The 18,739-nt window shown below is 62.1% G+C and carries 19 protein-coding genes; 12 read left to right on the forward strand and 7 right to left on the reverse strand.

Annotated elements, in window-relative coordinates; genetic code table 11:
* Positions 1-41: 41 nt before the first annotated feature.
* Positions 42-818, forward strand: a complete 777-nt coding sequence (locus tag ACR0NY_RS02100) for an enoyl-CoA hydratase-related protein (RefSeq protein ID WP_170368404.1) — start codon at positions 42-44, stop codon at positions 816-818.
* Positions 819-821: 3 nt separating this feature from the next.
* On the opposite strand, the gene bmt is transcribed toward ACR0NY_RS02100, so the two are convergent.
* Both bmt and ACR0NY_RS02110 read right to left on the reverse strand, forming a co-directional pair.
* Entirely contained in the window at positions 822-1,835 is a 1,014-nt protein-coding gene (gene bmt / locus ACR0NY_RS02105) for a betaine--homocysteine S-methyltransferase (protein WP_170368405.1), read from the reverse strand.
* A gap of 118 nt (positions 1,836-1,953) precedes the next feature.
* Entirely contained in the window at positions 1,954-2,271 is a 318-nt protein-coding gene (locus ACR0NY_RS02110; protein ID WP_170368406.1) for a DUF1476 domain-containing protein, read from the reverse strand.
* A 188-nt stretch (positions 2,272-2,459) separates the two neighbouring features.
* Here ACR0NY_RS02110 and purC point away from each other — a divergent pair, with 188 nt between their 5' ends.
* From purC to ACR0NY_RS02145, 7 genes are all read left to right on the forward strand, one after another.
* On the forward strand, positions 2,460-3,215 hold the full coding sequence (gene purC / locus ACR0NY_RS02115; RefSeq protein WP_170338739.1) for a phosphoribosylaminoimidazolesuccinocarboxamide synthase: 756 nt from the start codon (positions 2,460-2,462) through the stop codon (positions 3,213-3,215).
* Between the two features lie 147 nt (positions 3,216-3,362).
* Positions 3,363-4,031, forward strand: a complete 669-nt coding sequence (locus ACR0NY_RS02120) for a MarC family protein (RefSeq protein ID WP_170338737.1) — start codon at positions 3,363-3,365, stop codon at positions 4,029-4,031.
* A 127-nt stretch (positions 4,032-4,158) separates the two neighbouring features.
* On the forward strand, positions 4,159-4,389 hold the full coding sequence (gene purS, locus ACR0NY_RS02125; protein WP_093961981.1) for a phosphoribosylformylglycinamidine synthase subunit PurS: 231 nt from the start codon (positions 4,159-4,161) through the stop codon (positions 4,387-4,389).
* 34 nt (positions 4,390-4,423) lie between these two features.
* Positions 4,424-5,092: a phosphoribosylformylglycinamidine synthase subunit PurQ gene (gene purQ / locus ACR0NY_RS02130; RefSeq protein WP_170368407.1), complete on the forward strand. Its 669-nt coding sequence runs from the start codon at positions 4,424-4,426 to the stop codon at positions 5,090-5,092.
* A 36-nt stretch (positions 5,093-5,128) separates the two neighbouring features.
* Entirely contained in the window at positions 5,129-6,901 is a 1,773-nt protein-coding gene (locus tag ACR0NY_RS02135) for a sensor histidine kinase (protein WP_093961983.1), read from the forward strand.
* Positions 6,902-6,914: 13 nt separating this feature from the next.
* Positions 6,915-8,249: a sigma-54-dependent transcriptional regulator gene (locus tag ACR0NY_RS02140; protein WP_093961984.1), complete on the forward strand. Its 1,335-nt coding sequence runs from the start codon at positions 6,915-6,917 to the stop codon at positions 8,247-8,249.
* A gap of 503 nt (positions 8,250-8,752) precedes the next feature.
* Positions 8,753-11,455, forward strand: a complete 2,703-nt coding sequence (locus ACR0NY_RS02145) for a ribonuclease E/G (protein WP_170368408.1) — start codon at positions 8,753-8,755, stop codon at positions 11,453-11,455.
* 38 nt (positions 11,456-11,493) lie between these two features.
* On the opposite strand, the gene ACR0NY_RS02150 is transcribed toward ACR0NY_RS02145, so the two are convergent.
* The gene (locus ACR0NY_RS02150; protein ID WP_170338731.1) at positions 11,494-11,733 is read right to left on the reverse strand and encodes a sulfurtransferase TusA family protein; all 240 of its coding nucleotides are present in this window, start codon (positions 11,731-11,733) and stop codon (positions 11,494-11,496) included.
* A gap of 105 nt (positions 11,734-11,838) precedes the next feature.
* Here ACR0NY_RS02150 and ACR0NY_RS02155 point away from each other — a divergent pair, with 105 nt between their 5' ends.
* The 4 genes from ACR0NY_RS02155 (at position 11,839) to ACR0NY_RS02170 (ending at position 16,244) form a co-directional block, all read left to right on the forward strand.
* On the forward strand, positions 11,839-12,591 hold the full coding sequence (locus tag ACR0NY_RS02155) for a cytochrome c biogenesis CcdA family protein (protein WP_170338729.1): 753 nt from the start codon (positions 11,839-11,841) through the stop codon (positions 12,589-12,591).
* Between the two features lie 78 nt (positions 12,592-12,669).
* Positions 12,670-13,944: a hypothetical protein gene (locus ACR0NY_RS02160; protein WP_170338727.1), complete on the forward strand. Its 1,275-nt coding sequence runs from the start codon at positions 12,670-12,672 to the stop codon at positions 13,942-13,944.
* The gene (locus tag ACR0NY_RS02165; RefSeq protein WP_170338726.1) at positions 13,941-15,290 is read left to right on the forward strand and encodes a cytochrome P450; all 1,350 of its coding nucleotides are present in this window, start codon (positions 13,941-13,943) and stop codon (positions 15,288-15,290) included. The genes ACR0NY_RS02160 and ACR0NY_RS02165 overlap by 4 nt, the downstream gene beginning before the upstream one ends.
* Positions 15,291-15,362: 72 nt before the next feature.
* Positions 15,363-16,244, forward strand: coding sequence for a fructose bisphosphate aldolase (locus tag ACR0NY_RS02170; RefSeq protein WP_170368409.1), 882 nt, complete (start codon positions 15,363-15,365; stop codon positions 16,242-16,244).
* A gap of 2 nt (positions 16,245-16,246) precedes the next feature.
* Here the strand turns inward: ACR0NY_RS02170 and ACR0NY_RS02175 are convergent, their stop codons facing one another.
* Genes ACR0NY_RS02175 through fumC form a run of 4 tightly spaced genes read right to left on the reverse strand, consistent with a single transcriptional unit; the run spans position 16,247 to position 18,698 of the window.
* The gene (locus ACR0NY_RS02175) at positions 16,247-16,849 is read right to left on the reverse strand and encodes a DNA-3-methyladenine glycosylase I (protein WP_170368410.1); all 603 of its coding nucleotides are present in this window, start codon (positions 16,847-16,849) and stop codon (positions 16,247-16,249) included.
* Positions 16,850-16,900: 51 nt separating this feature from the next.
* Positions 16,901-17,131 carry a ribbon-helix-helix domain-containing protein gene (locus ACR0NY_RS02180; RefSeq protein WP_170338719.1) on the reverse strand — a complete coding sequence of 77 codons (231 nt, stop codon included), beginning with the start codon at positions 17,129-17,131 and terminating at the stop codon, positions 16,901-16,903.
* The gene (locus tag ACR0NY_RS02185; RefSeq protein ID WP_170368411.1) at positions 17,128-17,304 is read right to left on the reverse strand and encodes a DUF4169 family protein; all 177 of its coding nucleotides are present in this window, start codon (positions 17,302-17,304) and stop codon (positions 17,128-17,130) included. The genes ACR0NY_RS02180 and ACR0NY_RS02185 overlap by 4 nt, the downstream gene beginning before the upstream one ends.
* A complete protein-coding gene (fumC, locus tag ACR0NY_RS02190) occupies positions 17,304-18,698 on the reverse strand; it encodes a class II fumarate hydratase (protein ID WP_170368412.1) in 1,395 nt (464 codons plus the stop codon). Before fumC ends, ACR0NY_RS02185 begins: the two co-directional genes overlap by 1 nt.
* Positions 18,699-18,739 lie beyond the last annotated feature (41 nt).

Raw genomic sequence — 18,739 nt, forward strand, 5'->3', positions numbered from 1 at the left:
TTGCGTCAGGGTTCGGGAAATTCTGCGCATGTGAGGACTTCATGGAATACGAAACGGTGCTTTTGGACATCACGGACGGTCTGGCGGTGGTCACGCTGAACCGGCCGGACAAGATGAACGCGCTTACGACGAAAATGCGCGCCGAGATTACCCATGCGATGAAAAAAGCCGCTCATGACGCGCGCGCTATCGTTCTGACGGGCGCAGGCCCGGCGTTTTGCTCCGGCCAGGATCTGGGCGATGCGTCCAGCACCGGCAAGATCGATCTGGAGCGCGCGCTGCGCGACGAATATGAACCGATGCTGGAAGCCGTTCATGATTGTCCGGTGCCGACGATCGCAGCCGTGAACGGTCCCGCGGCGGGGGCAGGGGCCAACCTGGCCCTGTGTGCCGATGTGGTCATTGCGACCGAAAGCGCTTATTTCCTGCAGGCCTTTGCCCGGATCGGTCTTTTGCCGGACGCCGGCGGAACTTGGTTCATGCCGCGCCAGATGGGTCTGGCCAAAGCCATGGGTGCGGCCCTGTTCGCCGACAAGATTTCTGCGCGTCAGGCCGATCAATGGGGCATGATCTACGAGGCGGTCGCTGACGATGAATTCGCCGCGCATTGGCGCAAGCGCGCCGAATACCTGGCCAAAGGGCCGACTGTGGGCTTTGCCGCGATCAAAAAGGCGATGAGAGGCACCTACGAAAACACCTTGCCGCAACAACTGGCGACCGAGGCGCACCTGCAGGGAGAATGTGGGCGCACCCGTGACTTCGCCGAAGGCGTGGTGGCATTTCTGGAAAAACGCGCCCCCCGGTTCGAGGGGCGCTGAGGATTAGGCCCGGCGGCGGCGACGCGCGCGCCGTTCGGGCATCGCCTCGTCCCCGGTTCCGTCACTGGCCGACGAGAAAGGCCCCAGTACCGCTGTGATTTGCTCGAGCGACGGACGGGCGCCACAGGGTTCAGTGTCCAGTGCCTTGCGCATCTCACGCAGGTGCGCTGGCATCGTTCCGCAGCAACCGCCGATGATGGTCGCACCTGAATCCCGCGCCATGGCCGCGTAGCGACCCATCAGCTCGGGTGTGCCGTCATAGTGGATGTGGCCATCGACATATTTCGGAATACCCGCATTGCCCTTGGAGATCAGGGGGCGTTCGGTTCCCTGAGCCACAAAACCCAGAACCGTGCGCAGGATGTCAGACGCGCCGGTGCCGCAGTTGGCGCCAAAGGCGATCGGCGGGTTGGGCAGGGTTTCGACCAACTGCGCCAGGTCGGCCGAGGTCACGCCCATCATCGTGCGACCGGCGGTGTCAAAGCTCATGGTGCCGCACCAGGGCATGTCGGCCAGGGCAAAGGCCTCGGCCGCGGCGCGGAATTCCTCCGGCGCGCTGATCGTCTCCAGCCACAGCACGTCGACGCCGCCTTCTTTTAGCGCCTCGGCCTGTTCGTGGAACATCTCGACCGCCTCGGCATGGGTCAGGCTGCCTACAGGTTCCAGGATTTCCCCGGTCGGGCCGACCGACCCGGCAACCACCACCGGGCGCCCGGCGGCATCCGCCACCTCGCGTGCCAGTTCGGCGCCGATGCGGTTCAGTTCGGCCACGCGGGTATGGGCGTCGTGCAGCTTCAGACGTGCAGCCGTTCCCCCGAATGTATTGGTCAGGAACAGGTCACTGCCCGCATCCACCGACCCCCGATACAGGGCGCGGATCTTGTCGGGCTGGTCGGTGTTCCACAGCTCGGGCGCATCACCCGATTGCAGCCCCATGTTGAACAGGTTCGTTCCGGTGGCGCCGTCGGCAAGAATGGCGTCCTTCGTTTCCAGCAGTCTGGTCAGCGCGTTGGTCATTGGAGATGTCCGGAGTTGTGGCCCCAAGGGCCAAAAATTTAGACGCCCCGTGTCGCATGACCGGGACGTCAAATCAAATTCATAATACTCATGAAGATCATGAGGTGGGCGGCATGCCTCAGTTGGCTTCGCTCATCACCTGAGCTTTGGCCACTGGCAGCAGTTCCGCCATCTTGGCGCGGATTTCCTCGGGGCCGGACAGATCACCCAGATCGGCGGCGACTTTGCGCACCACGTCTTCGTGGCCGGCCTCTTCGAAATCGGCGATTACCACGGATTTTGCGTATTCGGCGGCCTCGTCGCCACTTTTGCCCAGTTTTTCCGCAGCCCACAGGCCCAGCAACTTGTTGCAACGGGCTTGTGCCTTGAACTGCATCTCTTCGTCATGGGCGAATTTTGCTTCAAAGGCGTTTTCGCGTTCGTCGAACGTGGTCATGGGTTTTGGGCCTCTTCAAGTAAAAGTGTGTTTCCTGATGATATGACCATACGCGATGCTGGGTGCAAGGTATTTGCGCTGCGTCAAAGCCTCTCGGATGCATGAACTTGCGGGAAAGGGGGGCTTGCACTATGAGAGCGCCAACGCGATGGGACTCATTCCCTCGCCCCAGCCTGGAAAGGTCGCACATGGCGCGTCGCAAGAAGATTTACGAAGGCAAGGCCAAGATCCTGTACGAAGGCCCGGAACCGGGCACGATCGTGCAGTATTTCAAAGATGACGCCACCGCGTTCAATGCGGAAAAGAAAGACGTGATCGACGGCAAGGGTGTTCTGAACAACCGCCTGAGCGAATTCTTCATGACCGGTCTGAATCAGATTGGCGTGCCGACCCATTTCATCCGCCGCCTGAATATGCGCGAACAGCTGGTCCGCAGCTGCGAGATCATCCCGCTGGAGGTGATCGTCCGCAACTATGCCGCCGGGTCGCTGTCGAAACGGCTGGGCATCGCCGAAGGTACGCAGCTGCCGCGTCCGATCGTGGAATACTGCTACAAGGACGACTCGCTGGGTGATCCGCTTGTGACCGAAGAGCACATCGCCGCCTTTGGCTGGGCCAGCCAGCAGGATATGGACGACGTCCTCAGCCTGGCGCTGCGGGTGAACGACTTCATGAGCGGCGTGATGCTGGCCGTGGGTATTCGTCTGGTCGACTTCAAGATCGAGATCGGGCGCGTCTACGAAGGTGACTTCCAGCGCCTGATCATCGCTGATGAGATCAGCCCGGACAGCTGCCGACTGTGGGATATCGAGACCGGTCAGAAACTGGACAAGGACGTATTCCGTCGCGATCTGGGCAGCTTGACCGATGCCTATTCCGAGGTCGCCCGCCGCCTGGGCGTTCTGCCGAAAAGCAACGTGAGCAAGCCCACCCTGATCAACTGATCGCGCCGACTGGCAGGGCCTAACAAGGATGCGCTGCTCCTATTCGGAGCGGCGCATTTTTCATTGCGGGTTTGACACGTCAGGCCCCCGTCACGCATCTTCGGGTTGACCGACCAACCCGGTCCGCTAACCAAGGTGGCACACTGAATGAGCGCGTTGTTCGATCAAGCGGTTTTCCTGAAATTTCTGGCGGCCGTGCTGGCCATATTCAACCCGCTCTACAACATCCCGATCTTCCTGAGCATGACGCGCGACTGCACACCTGCCGAACGGCGCAGGGTAGCCATGATCGTGATGGCCTCGGTGACGGTGATCGCGCTGATCTCAGTTGCAATCGGCGAAGAGGTGTTGGCTGTCTTCGGGATCGACGTTCCATCGTTTCGCGTGGCTGGCGGGCTGATTATTTTCGGGATCGGCATGTCGATGCTGAACGCGCAAGACAGGGCGCCGGGCGATCAGGCCGCGGTGGTCGATGGTCACGCGCGCAAATTGAACTTTGCCGTTGTTCCGCTGGCGATCCCGTTGACAATCGGCCCGGGGACGATTGCCGTAACGATCGTGTTCTCGCATCAACTGTCCGATGGGGCCGAACTGGTGACCCTTGGTTCGGCGATCCTGATCGCCTGTTTCATCGTCGGGCTCGGCCTGTTGTTTGCCGACAGCATCTCGCGTCTTGTGGGTGAGACGATGATCAATGTGCTGACCCGGATCATGGCGATCCTGCTGGTTGCCGTGGCTGTCGAAATGGTTCTAACCGGCATCTTCAACGCGGTTGATGCACATTATCCCGGTCTGACCGGCAGCGTGGTCAATTGATTTCCTCAAGATGAACCGCCTGCGATCATTCGACCGCATCACAAGGCTTGTTCTGCGCGGTCAGTCGCGCTATCCCCCGCGCAACGGAACAGGCCCGGCGCGGCGGGCCACAGGTGGAGTTGCGACGATGAAGGCACGGGTGCACGTAATGCTCAAGAACGGGGTTCTGGACCCTCAAGGCGAGGCTGTGCGCCACGCATTGGGCGCACTGGGGTTCGACAAGGTGCAGGGCGTGCGGCAGGGCAAGGTGATTGACCTGGAACTGGCCGATGGCGCAACCGAGGCCGATGTGGCCGAAATGTGCGAGAAGCTGTTGGCCAACACGGTCATCGAGCGTTACGAGATCGAACTGGTCTGAGTTCTCTGACCGTCATCCCCAAGGAGGGTTTCCCATGCGCGCAGCGGTTGTCGTTTTTCCGGGGTCCAACTGTGACCGGGATCTTGCCGTCGCCTTTGAGCAGGCCGGTTTTCAGGTCGACATGGTCTGGCACAAGGATGCCCAACTGCCGCAGGGCGTGGACATCGTGGGCGTGCCGGGTGGGTTTTCCTACGGCGATTACCTGCGCTGCGGTGCGATTGCTGCTCAGTCTCCGATCTGCAAGGCGGTGGTCGAGCACACCGAACGGGGCGGCTATGCCATCGGCATCTGCAACGGGTTCCAGATCCTGACCGAGACCGGCATCCTGCCGGGCGCGCTGCTGCGCAATGCTGGCCTTAAATACATCTGTAGAACCGTCGGGCTGAAGGTTGCGACCAGCGAAAGCGCCTTTACTCAGGGCTACAACGCCGGAGACGTGATTCAGATTCCGATCGCGCATCACGATGGCAACTACTTCGCTGATGACGAAACCATCGCCCGCCTGCGAGACGAGGATCGGATCGCCTTCAGCTATACCGACAACCCTAACGGCTCGCGCGGGGATATTGCCGGGATCCTGTCGCACAACCGGCGCGTGCTGGGCATGATGCCCCACCCCGAGCGGGCGGCGGACGAGGCCCATGGCGGTACCGACGGAGTGGCGCTCTTCCGCGCATTGTCGGGTGTACTGACACCTGCGTGACTTGAGGTCGTGGGCGCGGAAGCGTAGCTTCGGTGCATGAGTTCCGACGCGCAATCAGGCTGGACAAATCTATTTGGCCGCGGTGCCCCTTTGGGGTGGCGCTTGCGGCTGGCCGTGTTCGTGTTGCTGGTTGCTGCTGCGGCGACGGTCTGGGTCACCAACAGCCTGCTGACCAATCGGTTCACGGAATCGACCCGAAACAGGGCTGAACTGCGTCTGGCGCTCTATTCCGGCAACCTGCTGAGCGAATTGCGTCGAAACGCCATCGTTCCACAATTGCTGGCCCGGGACCCGACTTTGATTTCGGCCTTGCAGTCAGCCGATTTTTCCCTGTCGACGCAGCGGCTTCTGTCCTTTGTTGAAGAAATCGGGGCTGCGTCGCTGATGCTGCTGGATCGGGATGGTCGGGTCGTTGCCGCAACAGACCGCAATCGACTGGGCGAGTCCCATCGAAGTGACCCGTATTTCGTGAATGCCGTCAGATCGAACGCGACGATCTTTTCCGAGATTGCGCGCGAGACCGGCAGTTATGGCTTTCTCTATTCCCGCAGGATTGAGGCCGGGTCGGAAATTCTGGGCGTGATCGTGGTCGAGGTTGATCTGCGCAAGTTCGAGAACGCCTGGGCCGGGATCTCGGACGCGGTCATGGTGACCGACAGCACCGGAACGATCATTCTGTCGACCGAACCCCAGTGGCGCGGCCTGAACGAGACTGAGGCTTTGTTACGGCAGCATCCGCAGGGTGCCATCCAGCGCGCAATTCGGGCGACTACCGATTGGACGGCCTTGCCGCCGGATGCCTATGTCGCGGGCGAGGCCGTGATGCGCATGGAGACCCGCATCCCGTTCCGCGGTTGGAAGATGACTTCGTTCACGACCTATTCCTCGATCCGCGAAAAGGTGAACAGCGTGCTGGCGCTCGAGATCATGGGGTTTGCGATTCTTCTTGCACTGACGTTCTATGCACTGAGCCGCAGGGCCACGTTCCGCATGGCGCTGTTCCAACGAGAGTCGGCGGAGCTTCGCGCATTGAACGCAAGGTTGCAGCGCGAAATCGCCGAACGCGAACGGGTTGAAAAAACGCTGGAAGTGGCGGAACAGACGCTGGCCCAAAGCTCGAAGCTGGCAGCCCTGGGCGAGATGTCGGCGGCCGTCAGTCACGAGTTGAACCAGCCGTTGGCGGCGATGAAGACCTATCTGGCGGGGGCGCGGCTACTGCTGCGCCGAAACCGCCCCGAAGAGGCGCTGGCCAGCTTTGGTCGGATCGACGGTCTGATCGAGCGGATGGGCGCGATCACGCGGCAGCTCAAGTCTTATGCCCGAAAGGGCGCGGACGCGTTTTCACCCGTAAATCTTGGGGAGGCGTTGGCCTCATCCCTGTCGATGATGGAACCGCAGCTGCGCCAGAGGCAGGTCAAGATCACCCAGATCCTGCCCGAAGAGCCGGTGATCGTGATGGGAGATCGGATGAGGATCGAACAGGTTATGGTCAACCTGTTGCGAAACGCGCTAGACGCCACCAAATCTGTTGCAGAGCCAGAGGTCGAGATCATTCTGGCCGCAGGTGAGACCGCCGTGCTGGCGGTGCGCGACAATGGCCACGGGATCGAGGATATCGAGAACCTGTTCGAGCCGTTCTACACCACCAAGCGGCCCGGAGACGGGGTCGGCTTGGGTCTTGCCATCTCGTCCGGGATCGTGAACGACCATGGCGGACGGCTGACTGCGCGCAACGGCCAGAACGGCGGCGCGGTATTCGAGATGCAACTGCCCATTTTGGGACATGACGGCCTTGAGGCCGCAGAATAACGAGGACGTACCTATGGCACAGGCCATGAAAATTGCCATCGTGGATGATGAACAGGACATGCGCCAGTCGATCAGCCAATGGTTGGCGCTGTCCGGCTATGACACCGAAACCTTCGCCAGCGCCGAGGATGCGCTGAAGGTTCTGGGGCCGGATTACCCGGGGATCGTGATCTCGGACATCAAGATGCCCGGCATGGATGGTATTCAGCTGTTGAAGAAGCTGATGGGCGCCGACAGCACCTTGCCGGTGATCATGATTACCGGTCACGGAGACGTGCCGATGGCGGTCGAGGCGATGCGGGTGGGGGCGTTCGACTTTCTTGAAAAGCCATTCAACCCCGATCGGATGTCGGAATTGGCCAAACGCGCCAGCAACGCGCGGCGGCTGACGCTGGACAACCGTGCGCTGCGGCGCGAGCTGTCGGGCGGCACGCAGATCATGAACAAGCTGATCGGCGCCAGCCCGGTGATGGAGCGCCTGCGTGAGGATATTCTGGACCTGGGCCAGGCCGACGGGCATGTGCTGATCGACGGCGAAACCGGCACCGGCAAGACCCTGGTGGCGCACGCGCTGCATGCAGTGGGCAGCCGGGCGGGCAAGAAATTCGTTCTGGTCTCCTGTGCCGCGCTGGAAGAAGAGGCGCTGGCCAAGCGGCTGTTCGGGCCCATGATGCCCGAGGACACGCAGTTGCCCGCCATCGAGGAAGCCCGCGGTGGCACTCTGGTGCTGGAGGACATCGAGGCGCTGAGCGACACGCTGCAGGCGCGGTTGCTGAGCGTGATGAACGAGCAGGGAACGCCGGCAGAAACCCGGATCGTTGCGATCTCGAACCTGCAGGAAGCTGGCAAGACCAGCGAGGACGTGCTGCGGCCCGATCTGTTTTACCGGCTGGCGGCGCTGCGGATCACCATGCCGCCGCTGCGGCAGAGAGGCGAGGATATCTTGACGCTGTTCACCCGGCTGAGCGAGCAGTTTGCCGAGGAATATGGTTGTGAGGCGCCGCAAGTCAGTGCCCAGGAGGCCGCGCAGCTGCTGCAGGCCCCGTGGCCGGGCAACGTGCGCCAGTTGATCAACATCGCCGAACGCGCGGTTCTGCAGTCGCGGCGCGGTTCGGGCACCATCGCGTCACTGTTGATGTCCGATCACGAAGAGATGCAGCCGGTGATGACCACCGAGGGTAAGCCGCTGAAGGAATACGTTGAGGCGTTCGAACGGATGCTGATCGACAACACAATGCGGCGCCACAAGGGATCTATCGCCTCGGTGATGGAGGAACTTTGCCTGCCGCGCCGAACTTTGAATGAAAAAATGGCCAAGTACGGGTTGCAACGGGCGGACTATCTGTAGGCGAGGGGGGCAATCCCAGTTGGCCTTCTGGCCAAAGTACACCCGGGAAATTTGAAGCCAGAGGATGCCCGACCTGTCTGTAGATCGGGCTCCTTTGCAGTTTGCCCATTGTGTTTTCCACAGGACTGCTTTTATTGTACCGGGACGGGTCAGGCGCATTTTTGTGCCTGAATGTCCCGAATCATTGAGTTTCGCTGCTTTGCTGCAGGTGGTGACCTTTCCCGCCCGGCCAAGCAGACCGATTGTGCCCCGTTACGGGGCAGTAGAGTACCTGAGCCCGAACTTCGGGCGAAAGGAATAATGGGCAGGCAGCGGCGTGTTCGCGCCTGTCGGAGAAGAACCGCGATGACGCGCGCGCTACGATTGAGTATACGGGCAGGGGGCCACAGCGCCGATCCCTGCCGTGCGCCGTCCGTAATCGCCCAGACAAGACACCACCCCAGATGCGCCTGTCCGCCTGGACAGGTCAGGACAACGCGTTTGGCGCGGTGCACCAAGGACACATGGCAAAGAAAATGCTTATCGATGCCACCCACGCGGAGGAGACCCGCGTCGTGGTGGTGGACGGAAACAAGGTCGAGGAGTTCGATTTTGAATCCGAAAACAAACGCCAGCTTGCTGGCAACATCTACCTGGCAAAAGTAACGCGCGTCGAACCTTCGCTGCAGGCGGCCTTTGTTGACTATGGCGGGAACCGGCATGGCTTCCTTGCGTTCTCGGAAATCCATCCGGACTACTATCAGATTCCGGTCGCAGACCGCGAAGCCCTGATGGAGGAAGAGCGCGCCTATGCCGAGGCAATGAAGGCGCGGGACGAGGCCGAAGAATCCAAGCCCAAGAAGCGCCGCTCGCGGTCGCGCTCGAAAGCGGCAGAGGTCAAGACGGACGATCCGGTCGAAACGCTGGACGTATCCGCCGAGCCGACAGGCATGGAAACCATCGACCTGCTTGAGGAAGAGGCCGCTGATCAGGATGTGCCCGAAGGCACGTCTCCGATGGAGACGGTCGCTGAAACTCCGGTCGAAGAGCCGAGTGAAGACGCGAGTGACGAACCGGCGGACGAAACGGCCGAAGCCGAAGTCGACGCCGCACCCGCGGAACCCGTCGAAGCAGACGAGCCCGACGCAGATCTAGCCGACGACACAGACGCCGAAGCTGATGAGGCCAAGCCGGATGCGGCTGCCAAGGATGACACCATCGAGTCGGTTGCGGATGATGATGACAGCGAGGACATCCGTCCTCCGCGCAAACCACGCCCGCGCCGCTACAAGATTCAGGAAGTCATCAAGGTGCGCCAGGTTCTGTTGGTGCAGGTCGTCAAGGAAGAACGTGGCAACAAGGGTGCCGCGCTGACCACTTACCTGTCGCTGGCCGGCCGGTATTGTGTGTTGATGCCGAACACCGCGCGCGGGGGTGGCATCAGCCGCAAGATCACCAACGCCGCGGACCGCAAGAAGCTCAAGGAAATAGCATCCGAGATCGACGTGCCTACGGGCGCTGGTCTGATCATCCGTACAGCCGGTGCCAAGCGTACCAAGTCCGAGATCAAGCGCGACTACGAATACCTGCAGCGCCTGTGGGAGCAGATCCGCGAACTGACGCTCAAATCGATCGCTCCTGCAAAGATCTACGAGGAAGGCGACCTGATCAAGCGGTCGATCCGTGATCTTTACAATCGGGACATCGACGAGGTTCTGGTCGAAGGCGAAGGTGGCTACCGCATCGCCAAAGACTTCATGAAGATGATCATGCCGTCGCACGCCAAGAACGTGAAGCGGTACGAGGATCAGTTGCCGCTGTTCGCGCGCTATCAGGTGGAAAGCTATCTGGCGGGGATGTTCAACCCGACGGTCCAGCTGAAATCGGGCGGATATATCGTGATCGGTGTGACCGAGGCGTTGGTTGCCATCGACGTGAACTCGGGCCGGGCCACCAAGGAAGGCTCGATCGAGGAAACCGCGCTGAAGACCAACCTGGAAGCCGCCGAGGAGGTTGCACGCCAGCTGCGCCTGCGCGACCTGGCCGGTCTGATCGTCATCGACTTCATCGACATGGACGAGCGCAAGAACAACCTGGCGGTCGAAAAGCGCCTGAAGGACAAGCTGAAGACCGATCGGGCCCGTATTCAGGTCGGACGGATCTCGGGCTTTGGCCTGCTGGAGATGAGCCGCCAGCGCCTGCGCCCAGGAATGCTTGAGGCAACCACACAGCCTTGCCCGTCCTGCCATGGCACCGGTCTGATCCGCTCGGATGACAACATGGCGTTGTCGATCCTGCGTCAGATTGAAGAGGAAGGAACACGCCGCCGTTCGCGCGAGGTGCTGGTGCGGTGTCCGGTCAGCATTGCCAACTTCCTGATGAACCAGAAGCGCGAGCATATCGCGCAGATCGAGGCCCGCTATGGCCTGTCGGTTCGGATCGAAGGTGACATTCATCTGGTCAGCCCTGATTTCTCGATGGAAAAGTTCAAGACGGCCAGCCGAATTGTTCCCGAAGCGTCTGCGCCGGTGGTGTCCGCGACGGCATCGCTGATGGATCTGGTGGATTCCGAGGACGAGGTTGAGGACAGCGCCGTCGAGCCGGAACAGGCGGAAGAGGAAGCCAAGCCGAAGCGCAAGCGCCGCCGGCGTCGCCGCAAGAAGAACGGCGGTAACGGCGAGCAATCGGAGGCAACCACTTCTGACGAAGCTGTGGAAGACAAGGCGAGCACTGAGGTGCAACCTGAGGACCTCGGGACGGAAAAGACCGCTGAGCCTGAATCCGCTCCGGCTGAGGCCGCAGAAGCTGGTGCTGAAAACGTGACCGAGGGTGAAGCGGAGCAGGCCGAGGAAAAACCGGCCAAGCCCAAAAAACGTCGGGCACCGCGCCGCAAGAAGACGGCCGAGGTTGAAGAGGCCGCCGCGCCGGAACCCGAGGTGGCCGAGGAAGCGGTTCAGGTTGCTGCAGAAACGCCTGCCGAAGAGGCGTCCCCTGCTGAGGACAATGCCCCCGAAGCGCAAGCTGAGGAGCCGGTCGAAGCGAGTGAGCCCGAGGTAGCGGCAGAAGTCGAAACGCCCGATGCCGGGCCCGTGGCGGAAGCGCCGGAAGCGGCAACAGAAGAAAAAGCCGAGGACACAGCAGAGCCGGTGCTTGAGACGGTAGCGGAAGAACCCGAGCCGTCCCCGGCCAAGCCCAAGCGGCGCGGTTGGTGGTCTCTGGGCCAATAAGACAACAAAGGCGGACAGTATTGTCCGCCTTTGTTCTTTCAGGCCCCGCCGTTTTTCCGAATGAGATAGACGTGGTGATCCGCAGCTTCTTCCATCCCGATCAGCTCGTGCCCGGACTCCGAGCAGAAATGAGGCACATCGACGATTGCGGCCGGATCGTCGGCAAGGACCCGGAGTAAGGAACCCGCAGGCATGGCCTTGAGCCGTTTGCGGGCTTTCAGGACGGGCAGGGGGCACAGCAGGCCCAATGCATCCAGTGTTTCGGCTTCTTGTGTCATGGCTCTCAGATATTTGCACCGTGCACGGCTGTCCAGCCGGCAACCACGAGGATGTGACCGAATGGCCCCGTGACGCGCCCCATTGGATATCATATGTGCAGTGGCATGTTCGGAATCGATATCATCGACGCGGGGCTGCTGCCCGCCATGTTCATCGCGCTGGTCGGCGGGTTGATCAGCTTTCTGTCGCCCTGCGTTTTGCCGATCGTGCCGCCCTATCTGGCCTATATGAGCGGCGTGACCATCCACGAGATGCAAGATCAGGCGCAAGCCCGGCGCAAGGCGACCCTGTCGGCGCTGTTCTTCGTTCTTGGACTGTCGACGGTATTCCTGCTGCTGGGCTTCACGGCCTCGGCCTTCGGCGCATTCGTGCTGCAGAACCAGGAGCTGTTCGCCAAGGCCTCGGGTCTGGTGGTGATCGTCTTCGGCCTGCATTTCCTGAACGTGTTCCGCATTCCGATCCTGGACCGCGAAGCGCGGCTCGAAACCGGGGACTCAGGCGGCTCGGTTTTTGGGGCTTACATCCTGGGGTTGGCTTTCGCATTCGGCTGGACCCCGTGCATCGGTCCCCAACTGGGCGCGATTCTGTCGCTGGCCGCGTCCGAGGCCTCGGTGGCACGGGGCACGCTATTGCTGGGCGTCTACGCGGCGGGTCTGGGTATACCGTTCCTGCTGGCTGCGATGTTCCTGAACCGGTCGATGGCGGTGATGAACAAGCTGAAACCGCATATGGGAACGATCGAAAAAGTCATGGGTGGCTTGTTGCTGGTCGTCGGCATCATGCTCGTGACAGGTCTGTTCACCGAGTTCAGCTGGTGGCTGCTTGAGACGTTCCCGGCATTGGCCACTCTGGGCTGACGCAGCGCCCGGCCGCGATGATCGGGCCTTACCTTGGCCACATCGCTGCGCTAACCTGCCCGCAACAAGGGCAAAGGCATGAGCAGTCAGGTTCCGCAATCTGGGGTACAACGACGCCGGGTGTTCTATATCCCCGGCTATGATCCGATCCATCCCCGCCGCTATCGCGAACTCTATCGGAAAGAGGGGCGCGCGCAGTCAGCGATTTCCGGGTATCGGTTGGAGGTCTCGGCCAAGACGGGCGATGGCCCCTATGGCTGGCACGTCCGGTCGGAGCAGGACGGGGCCGAAGTAGATACGGATGTCGAGGTTTTAGTCTGGTCCGACATCGTGCGCGACAGCATGGACAGCTCGATCCCGGCGACCTACTGGCAACTGCTGTGCACGGCCTCGATCTACATCTCGACTGGCACGCTGTGGCGGCTGATGCGGCTGCGCAAAGGACCGGTGATCGCCGCACTCTATCCGGTGGCGATGTTGCTGGGGCAGTTGGCGCTGGCGGGATTGGTCTTCTACGGTGTGGCAATGTTGTCCGAGTCCGCGATGCATTGGTTGGTTGAAGCTGTGGAAGGACCCGCGCTGTTCGGTCCCTATTTTGCGGCGCGGATGTATCTCAGCCTGGCTATTGGCGTGTTGGCGGGCTGGTGGGTCTTGCGCTGGTTCCGAAAGATCGACAACCGCCTGTTCGCCTATTACCTGATGCACGACTATGCCTATTCTGCGCGGCTGCGGGGAGAAACGCCGCCCGAGTTGCAGGCTCGGCTGGACGAATTCCGTGCCACTATTGCGGCAGCGCTACGGTCGCCCGTCGATGAGGTTCTGGTGGTGGGCCACAGTTCCGGCGCCCATCTGGGGGTTTCGGTTCTGGCCGACCTGCTGCGGCGGGGCGAGGTGCCACCGGATGGCCCGGTCCTGTCGTTCCTGACATTGGGGCAGGTGGTGCCGATGGTGTCATTCCTGCCGCGGGCCGGCCGGTTGCGGTCCGACCTGCAATTGCTGTCGCAGACCGAGCAGTTGACATGGGTCGATGTCTCGGCACCCGGGGATGGCTGCGCCTTTGCCCTATGTGATCCGGTTGCGGTCAGCGGGGTTGCCGGGCCGGGCAAACGCTGGCCTCTGGTCCTGTCGGCCGCTTTCACGCAAACCCTGTCGCCCGAACGCTGGGCCGCGCTGCGCTGGCGGTTCTTCCGCCTGCATTTCCAGTATCTTTGCACCTTTGATCGGCCGGGCGGCTATGACTATTTCCGCATCACCGCGGGGCCGCTGACACTGGGCGCGCGGTTCGCCGGGCGGGCGCCGTCGAAATCGCGGATCGAGCGGGCGGTGTCCAAGTACCGAACGGTGCGCGCATGACCCCGCCCAAACCGTCCACCAGACCGGACAAGGTATCGCTTTGGCAATACCTGCGCCTGTTCCGGCGTGATATCCTGTCAGCTCAGCCGCAACGCCTGTACCGCGCCTGGATGGCCGAGTTCCGCACCCCGTTCTTCCGGTCCTACCTGATCAACCAGCCCGAGCTGATCGACCGGGTCCTGAAACACCGCCCCCAGGATTTCCCGAAATCCGGCCGGATCAGCGAAGGCCTGCGGCCCTTGCTGGGCCAATCGGTATTCCTGACCAATGGTGCGACCTGGGAACGGCAGCGCCGCATCATCGACCCGGCCTTCGAAGGCGGACGGCTGAAGCAGACCTTTCCCGCGATGCTGGCCTCGGCCGAGGCTTGCGCCGATCGCCTGCGCGACAGGACGGGTGTGCCGATCGAGATCGAGGAGGTCACCAGCCATGCCGCCGCCGACGTGATCTTTCGCACCTTGTTCTCGGTGCCGATCGAGCACGAGATTGCCGCGCAGGTGTTCGAGAAATTCCGCGCCTATCAGCGGCAGCAACCTCTGCTGAACCTTGCGGCTTTCGTGCCGCTGCCCGGCTGGGTGCCTCGGTTCCACCCGCGCAAGACCCGCCGTGCGGCGGCCGAAATCCGCGCCTTGATCGCCCGCCTGACCCGCGAGCGGGCCGCGCAGATCGCCGCCGGCACCGCGCCCGACGATCTGGCCACCAAGATCATGACCACGCCCGACCCTCTGACCGGTCAGTGTTTCGATACCGATGAGATGATCGATCAGGTCGCCATCTTTTTCCTGGCCGGGCACGAGACCAGCGCCTCGGCCCTGGCATGGACGCTGTACCTGATGGCCGCCTATCCCGACTGGCAGGACCGCGTGGCCGAGGAAGCCCGCGCGCAGGATGAAATCAGTTTTGCCAGCATGTCCAGACTGCGCATCAGCCGCGATGTGTTCCGCGAGGCGCTGCGCCTCTATCCCCCGGTCCCGATGATGGTGCGCGAGGCCACATGCCCCGAACGCTTCCGCGACCGCGACGTGCCCAAGGGCGCTCAGATCGTGCTCAGCCCATGGCACCTGCACCGGCATGAACGGCTGTGGGAGGACCCCGACGGCTTTGACCCGTCCCGTTGGGCGACCGAAAACGGCAAGGCCTGTCAGCGGGCGGCCTTCATCCCGTTTTCGGCCGGGCCGCGCGTCTGCACCGGGGCGGGGTTTGCGATGGTCGAGGGGCCGTTGATCCTGTCGACCCTGCTGCGGCGGTACCGGTTCGAACCTGTCGAGGCCCGCACGCCGGTCCCGGTGGCGCATCTGACGGTCCGGTCGCGCCACGGAATCTGGCTGCGCGTGGTTGAGCGCTAACAAACTATCATCGGCCCGCGCCATGCTGTATGCGATTGGAAAAGCGGAATCATTACTGAACGGGAAAGTGTTATGTCCAAGGCTGAACAGCGCGAACAGATGATCAACGGTGCAGGCTTCATCGCGGCTCTGGATCAGAGCGGCGGCTCGACGCCCAAGGCGCTGGCGCTGTATGGCGTGCAGCCGTCCGACTATGGCTCGGACGAGGAGATGTTTGCCGAGATCCAGAAGATGCGCGCCCGGATCATCCTGGCCGACGACTTCACCCGCGACAAGGTGATCGGCGCGATCCTGTTCGAACGCACCTTGGGCGAGGAAATCGACGGTCGCAAGGTGGCCGATTACCTGTGGTCGGTCAAAGGCATCGTGCCGTTCCTCAAGATCGACAAGGGGCTGGAAGACACCGCAAACGGCGTACAACTGATGAAGCCCATCCCGGGCCTGGCCGAGACGCTGGCCAAGGCCGAAGGCGTGTTCGGCACCAAGGAACGTTCGGTCATCCACGAGGCCAATGCCGAGGGCATCGCCGCCGTGGTGAAACAGCAATTCGACGTGGCCCGCGAGGTGATCGCGGCCGGCATGGTCCCGATCATCGAGCCCGAGGTGAACATCAAGTCGGACACCAAGGCCGAAGCCGAAGAGATCCTGCAAGCCGAAATCCTCAAGAACCTCGACGAGTTGGGCGAGGGGCAGGACGTCATGCTGAAGCTGACACTGCCGAACAAGGCCAATCTGTATGACGAGGCCGCCGATCATCCGCGTGTTCTGCGGGTGGTGGCGCTGTCGGGCGGTTATTCGACCGACGAGGCCTGTGACCTGCTGGCGCAGAACGGCAAGATGATCGCCTCTTTCTCGCGTGCGCTGACCGAGGGGCTGTCGAAACAGCAGTCGGATGCCGAGTTCAACGCGGCCCTGGGCAGCAATATCGACAAGATCTATCGCGCCTCGGTCTGAGGTCAGACCGGTTTGATGAACGAGCGGCGCATCTGCGCCGCTTTTTCGCGCATGGCGCAGCCGGTGGCGTGGTCATTCACCAGCCCCATCGCCTGCATGAAGGCAAACACCGTGGTGGGGCCGACAAATTTCCACCCGCGCTTTTTCAGATCCTTGGACATGGCAACCGACTCGGGCGAAGTCGAGGCCGTCTGCGGCGCAGGAGGGGTCTCGGGCTCGAACCGCCAGACATAGGCCGCCAGAGAGCCGGTTTCGGCCACCAGCTCCTGTGCGCGGCGGGCGTTGTTGATCACCGCCTCGATCTTGCCGCGATGGCGGATGATGCCGGAATCTTGCAGCAGGCGTTCAACGTCTGCATCAGAAAAACCGGCCATCACGTTGAAATCAAAATCGGAAAAGGCTTTCCGGAAGTTCTCGCGCTTGGCCAGAATGGTGCGCCAGCTGAGGCCAGACTGAAAACTCTCAAGGCAGAGTTTCTCGAGCAGGCGCTGGTCGTCACCTACCGGATAACCCCATTCATTGTCGTGATAGTCAAAAAACTCCGGCGCGGCCTGACACCAGCCGCATCGCGGTTGGCCATCCGGCCCGGTCACGAGTTCGCGCATCGAATGTACCCCTTTTGTTCACCACCAGCCTAGACACCGACGGGGATCAGATCAAGGGCTGCGATGGGGTGACCGGTACCAGTTCAGAACAAAGACACGAATGGCCGACGCCAATCCAGTCTCAGGGTCGCGCGCGACATCAATTTCCGAGGCCAAAACATTGATAGGTAGACCTTTTGCCTTGGCGATGTCCCGAAACGCCTGCCAGAACTCGTCCTCAAGCGAGACCGAAGTGCGGTGCCCCTTGAGGGTCAGCGAGCGTTTGACGGGCGGGCCGCTCATTCATCCAGCTCGTGATTGTCCAGATCGCGGCGGGCTTTGTTGGCACGGGCCTGGTCCAGCTGTTTGTCCGCTTTGCTACGCCCGAACGCCGCCGCGTTCCGGTCGGCGCGGGCCTTTTTCTCGGCCCGCGCCTTTTCCTTGCGATACCGGTTCAGATTGACCGGCTTGCCCATCAGTCCTTGGGCCCGATCATCTGCTCGGGGCGCACGACGGCATCAAAGGTCGCCTCGTCGACGAAGCCCAGCTTGATGGCCTCTTCTTTCAGCGTGGTGCCGTTCTTGTGCGCAGTCTTGGCGACCGTGGTGGCGTTGTCATAGCCGATGGTGGGGGCCAGGGCAGTAACCAGCATCAGCGATTCCTTCATCAGCTTGTCGATGCGCGCCTCGTTGGCCTTGGTGCCCAGCAGCATACGCTCGGTAAAGCTGTCGGTCGCGTCTCCCAGCAGCTGGATCGACTGCAGCAGGTTGTAGGCCATCATCGGGTTGTAGACGTTCAGCTCGAAATGGCCTTGGCTGCCGGCGAATTTGATCGCAGCGTCGTTGCCCATGACGTGGGCGGCGACCTGAGTCAGCGCCTCGGCCTGGGTCGGGTTGACCTTGCCTGGCATGATCGACGATCCGGGCTCGTTCTCCGGCAGGATCAGTTCACCCAGACCCGAACGCGGCCCCGAGCCGAGGAAGCGTATGTCGTTGGCGATCTTGTAGCAGCTGCCCGCGACGGTGGCCAAGGCGCCCGAGAGGAACACCATGGCGTCATGAGCGGCCAGCGACTCGAATTTGTTTGGCGCGGTGACGAAGGGCAGGCCGGTGATTTCGGCCATGTTGGCGGCTACGGCCTCTGCCCAGCCTTTCTGGGTGTTCAGCCCGGTACCGACGGCGGTGCCGCCCTGTGCCAGCTCATAGATGCCGGGCATGGCGGCGCTCACGCGGGCGATGCCCTGGCGGATCTGGTGGGCATAGCCGCTGAATTCCTGGCCCAGGGTCAGCGGGGTCGCGTCCTGCGTGTGGGTGCGGCCGATCTTGATTATGTCCTTGAATTCCGCCGACTTTTGCTCGAGCCCGGCGGCCAGCTTTTCCAGCCCCGGCAGCAGCACGTCACGCACGCTCATCGCGGTGGCGATATGCATTGCGGTGGGGAAGGTGTCGTTCGACGATTGCCCCATGTTGCAGTGATCGTTCGGGTGCACCGGATCCTTCGAGCCGATCACGCCGCCCAGGATCTCGATCGCGCGGTTCGCGATGACCTCGTTGGCGTTCATGTTCGACTGGGTGCCCGATCCGGTCTGCCAGACGACCAGAGGGAAATTGTCGTCAAACTTGCCCTCGATCACCTCGCCGGCGGCCTGGATGATGGCGTCGGCGATGCGTGCGTCCAGCTTGCCGGTGGCCCTGTTCTGCATGGCGCAGGCCTTCTTGACCACGCCCAGCGCGCGCACGATGGCGACGGGCTGCTTCTCCCATCCGATGGGGAAGTTCATGATCGAGCGCTGCGTCTGCGCCCCCCAATACTTGTCGGCAGGAACCTCGAGCGGGCCAAAACTGTCGGATTCGGTGCGGGTCTGAGACATCTGTCACTCCGTCTGGTATGCAGTCGCATGCCGTTTAGCCG

The organism is Ruegeria sp. BJ5, from assembly GCF_056537865.1.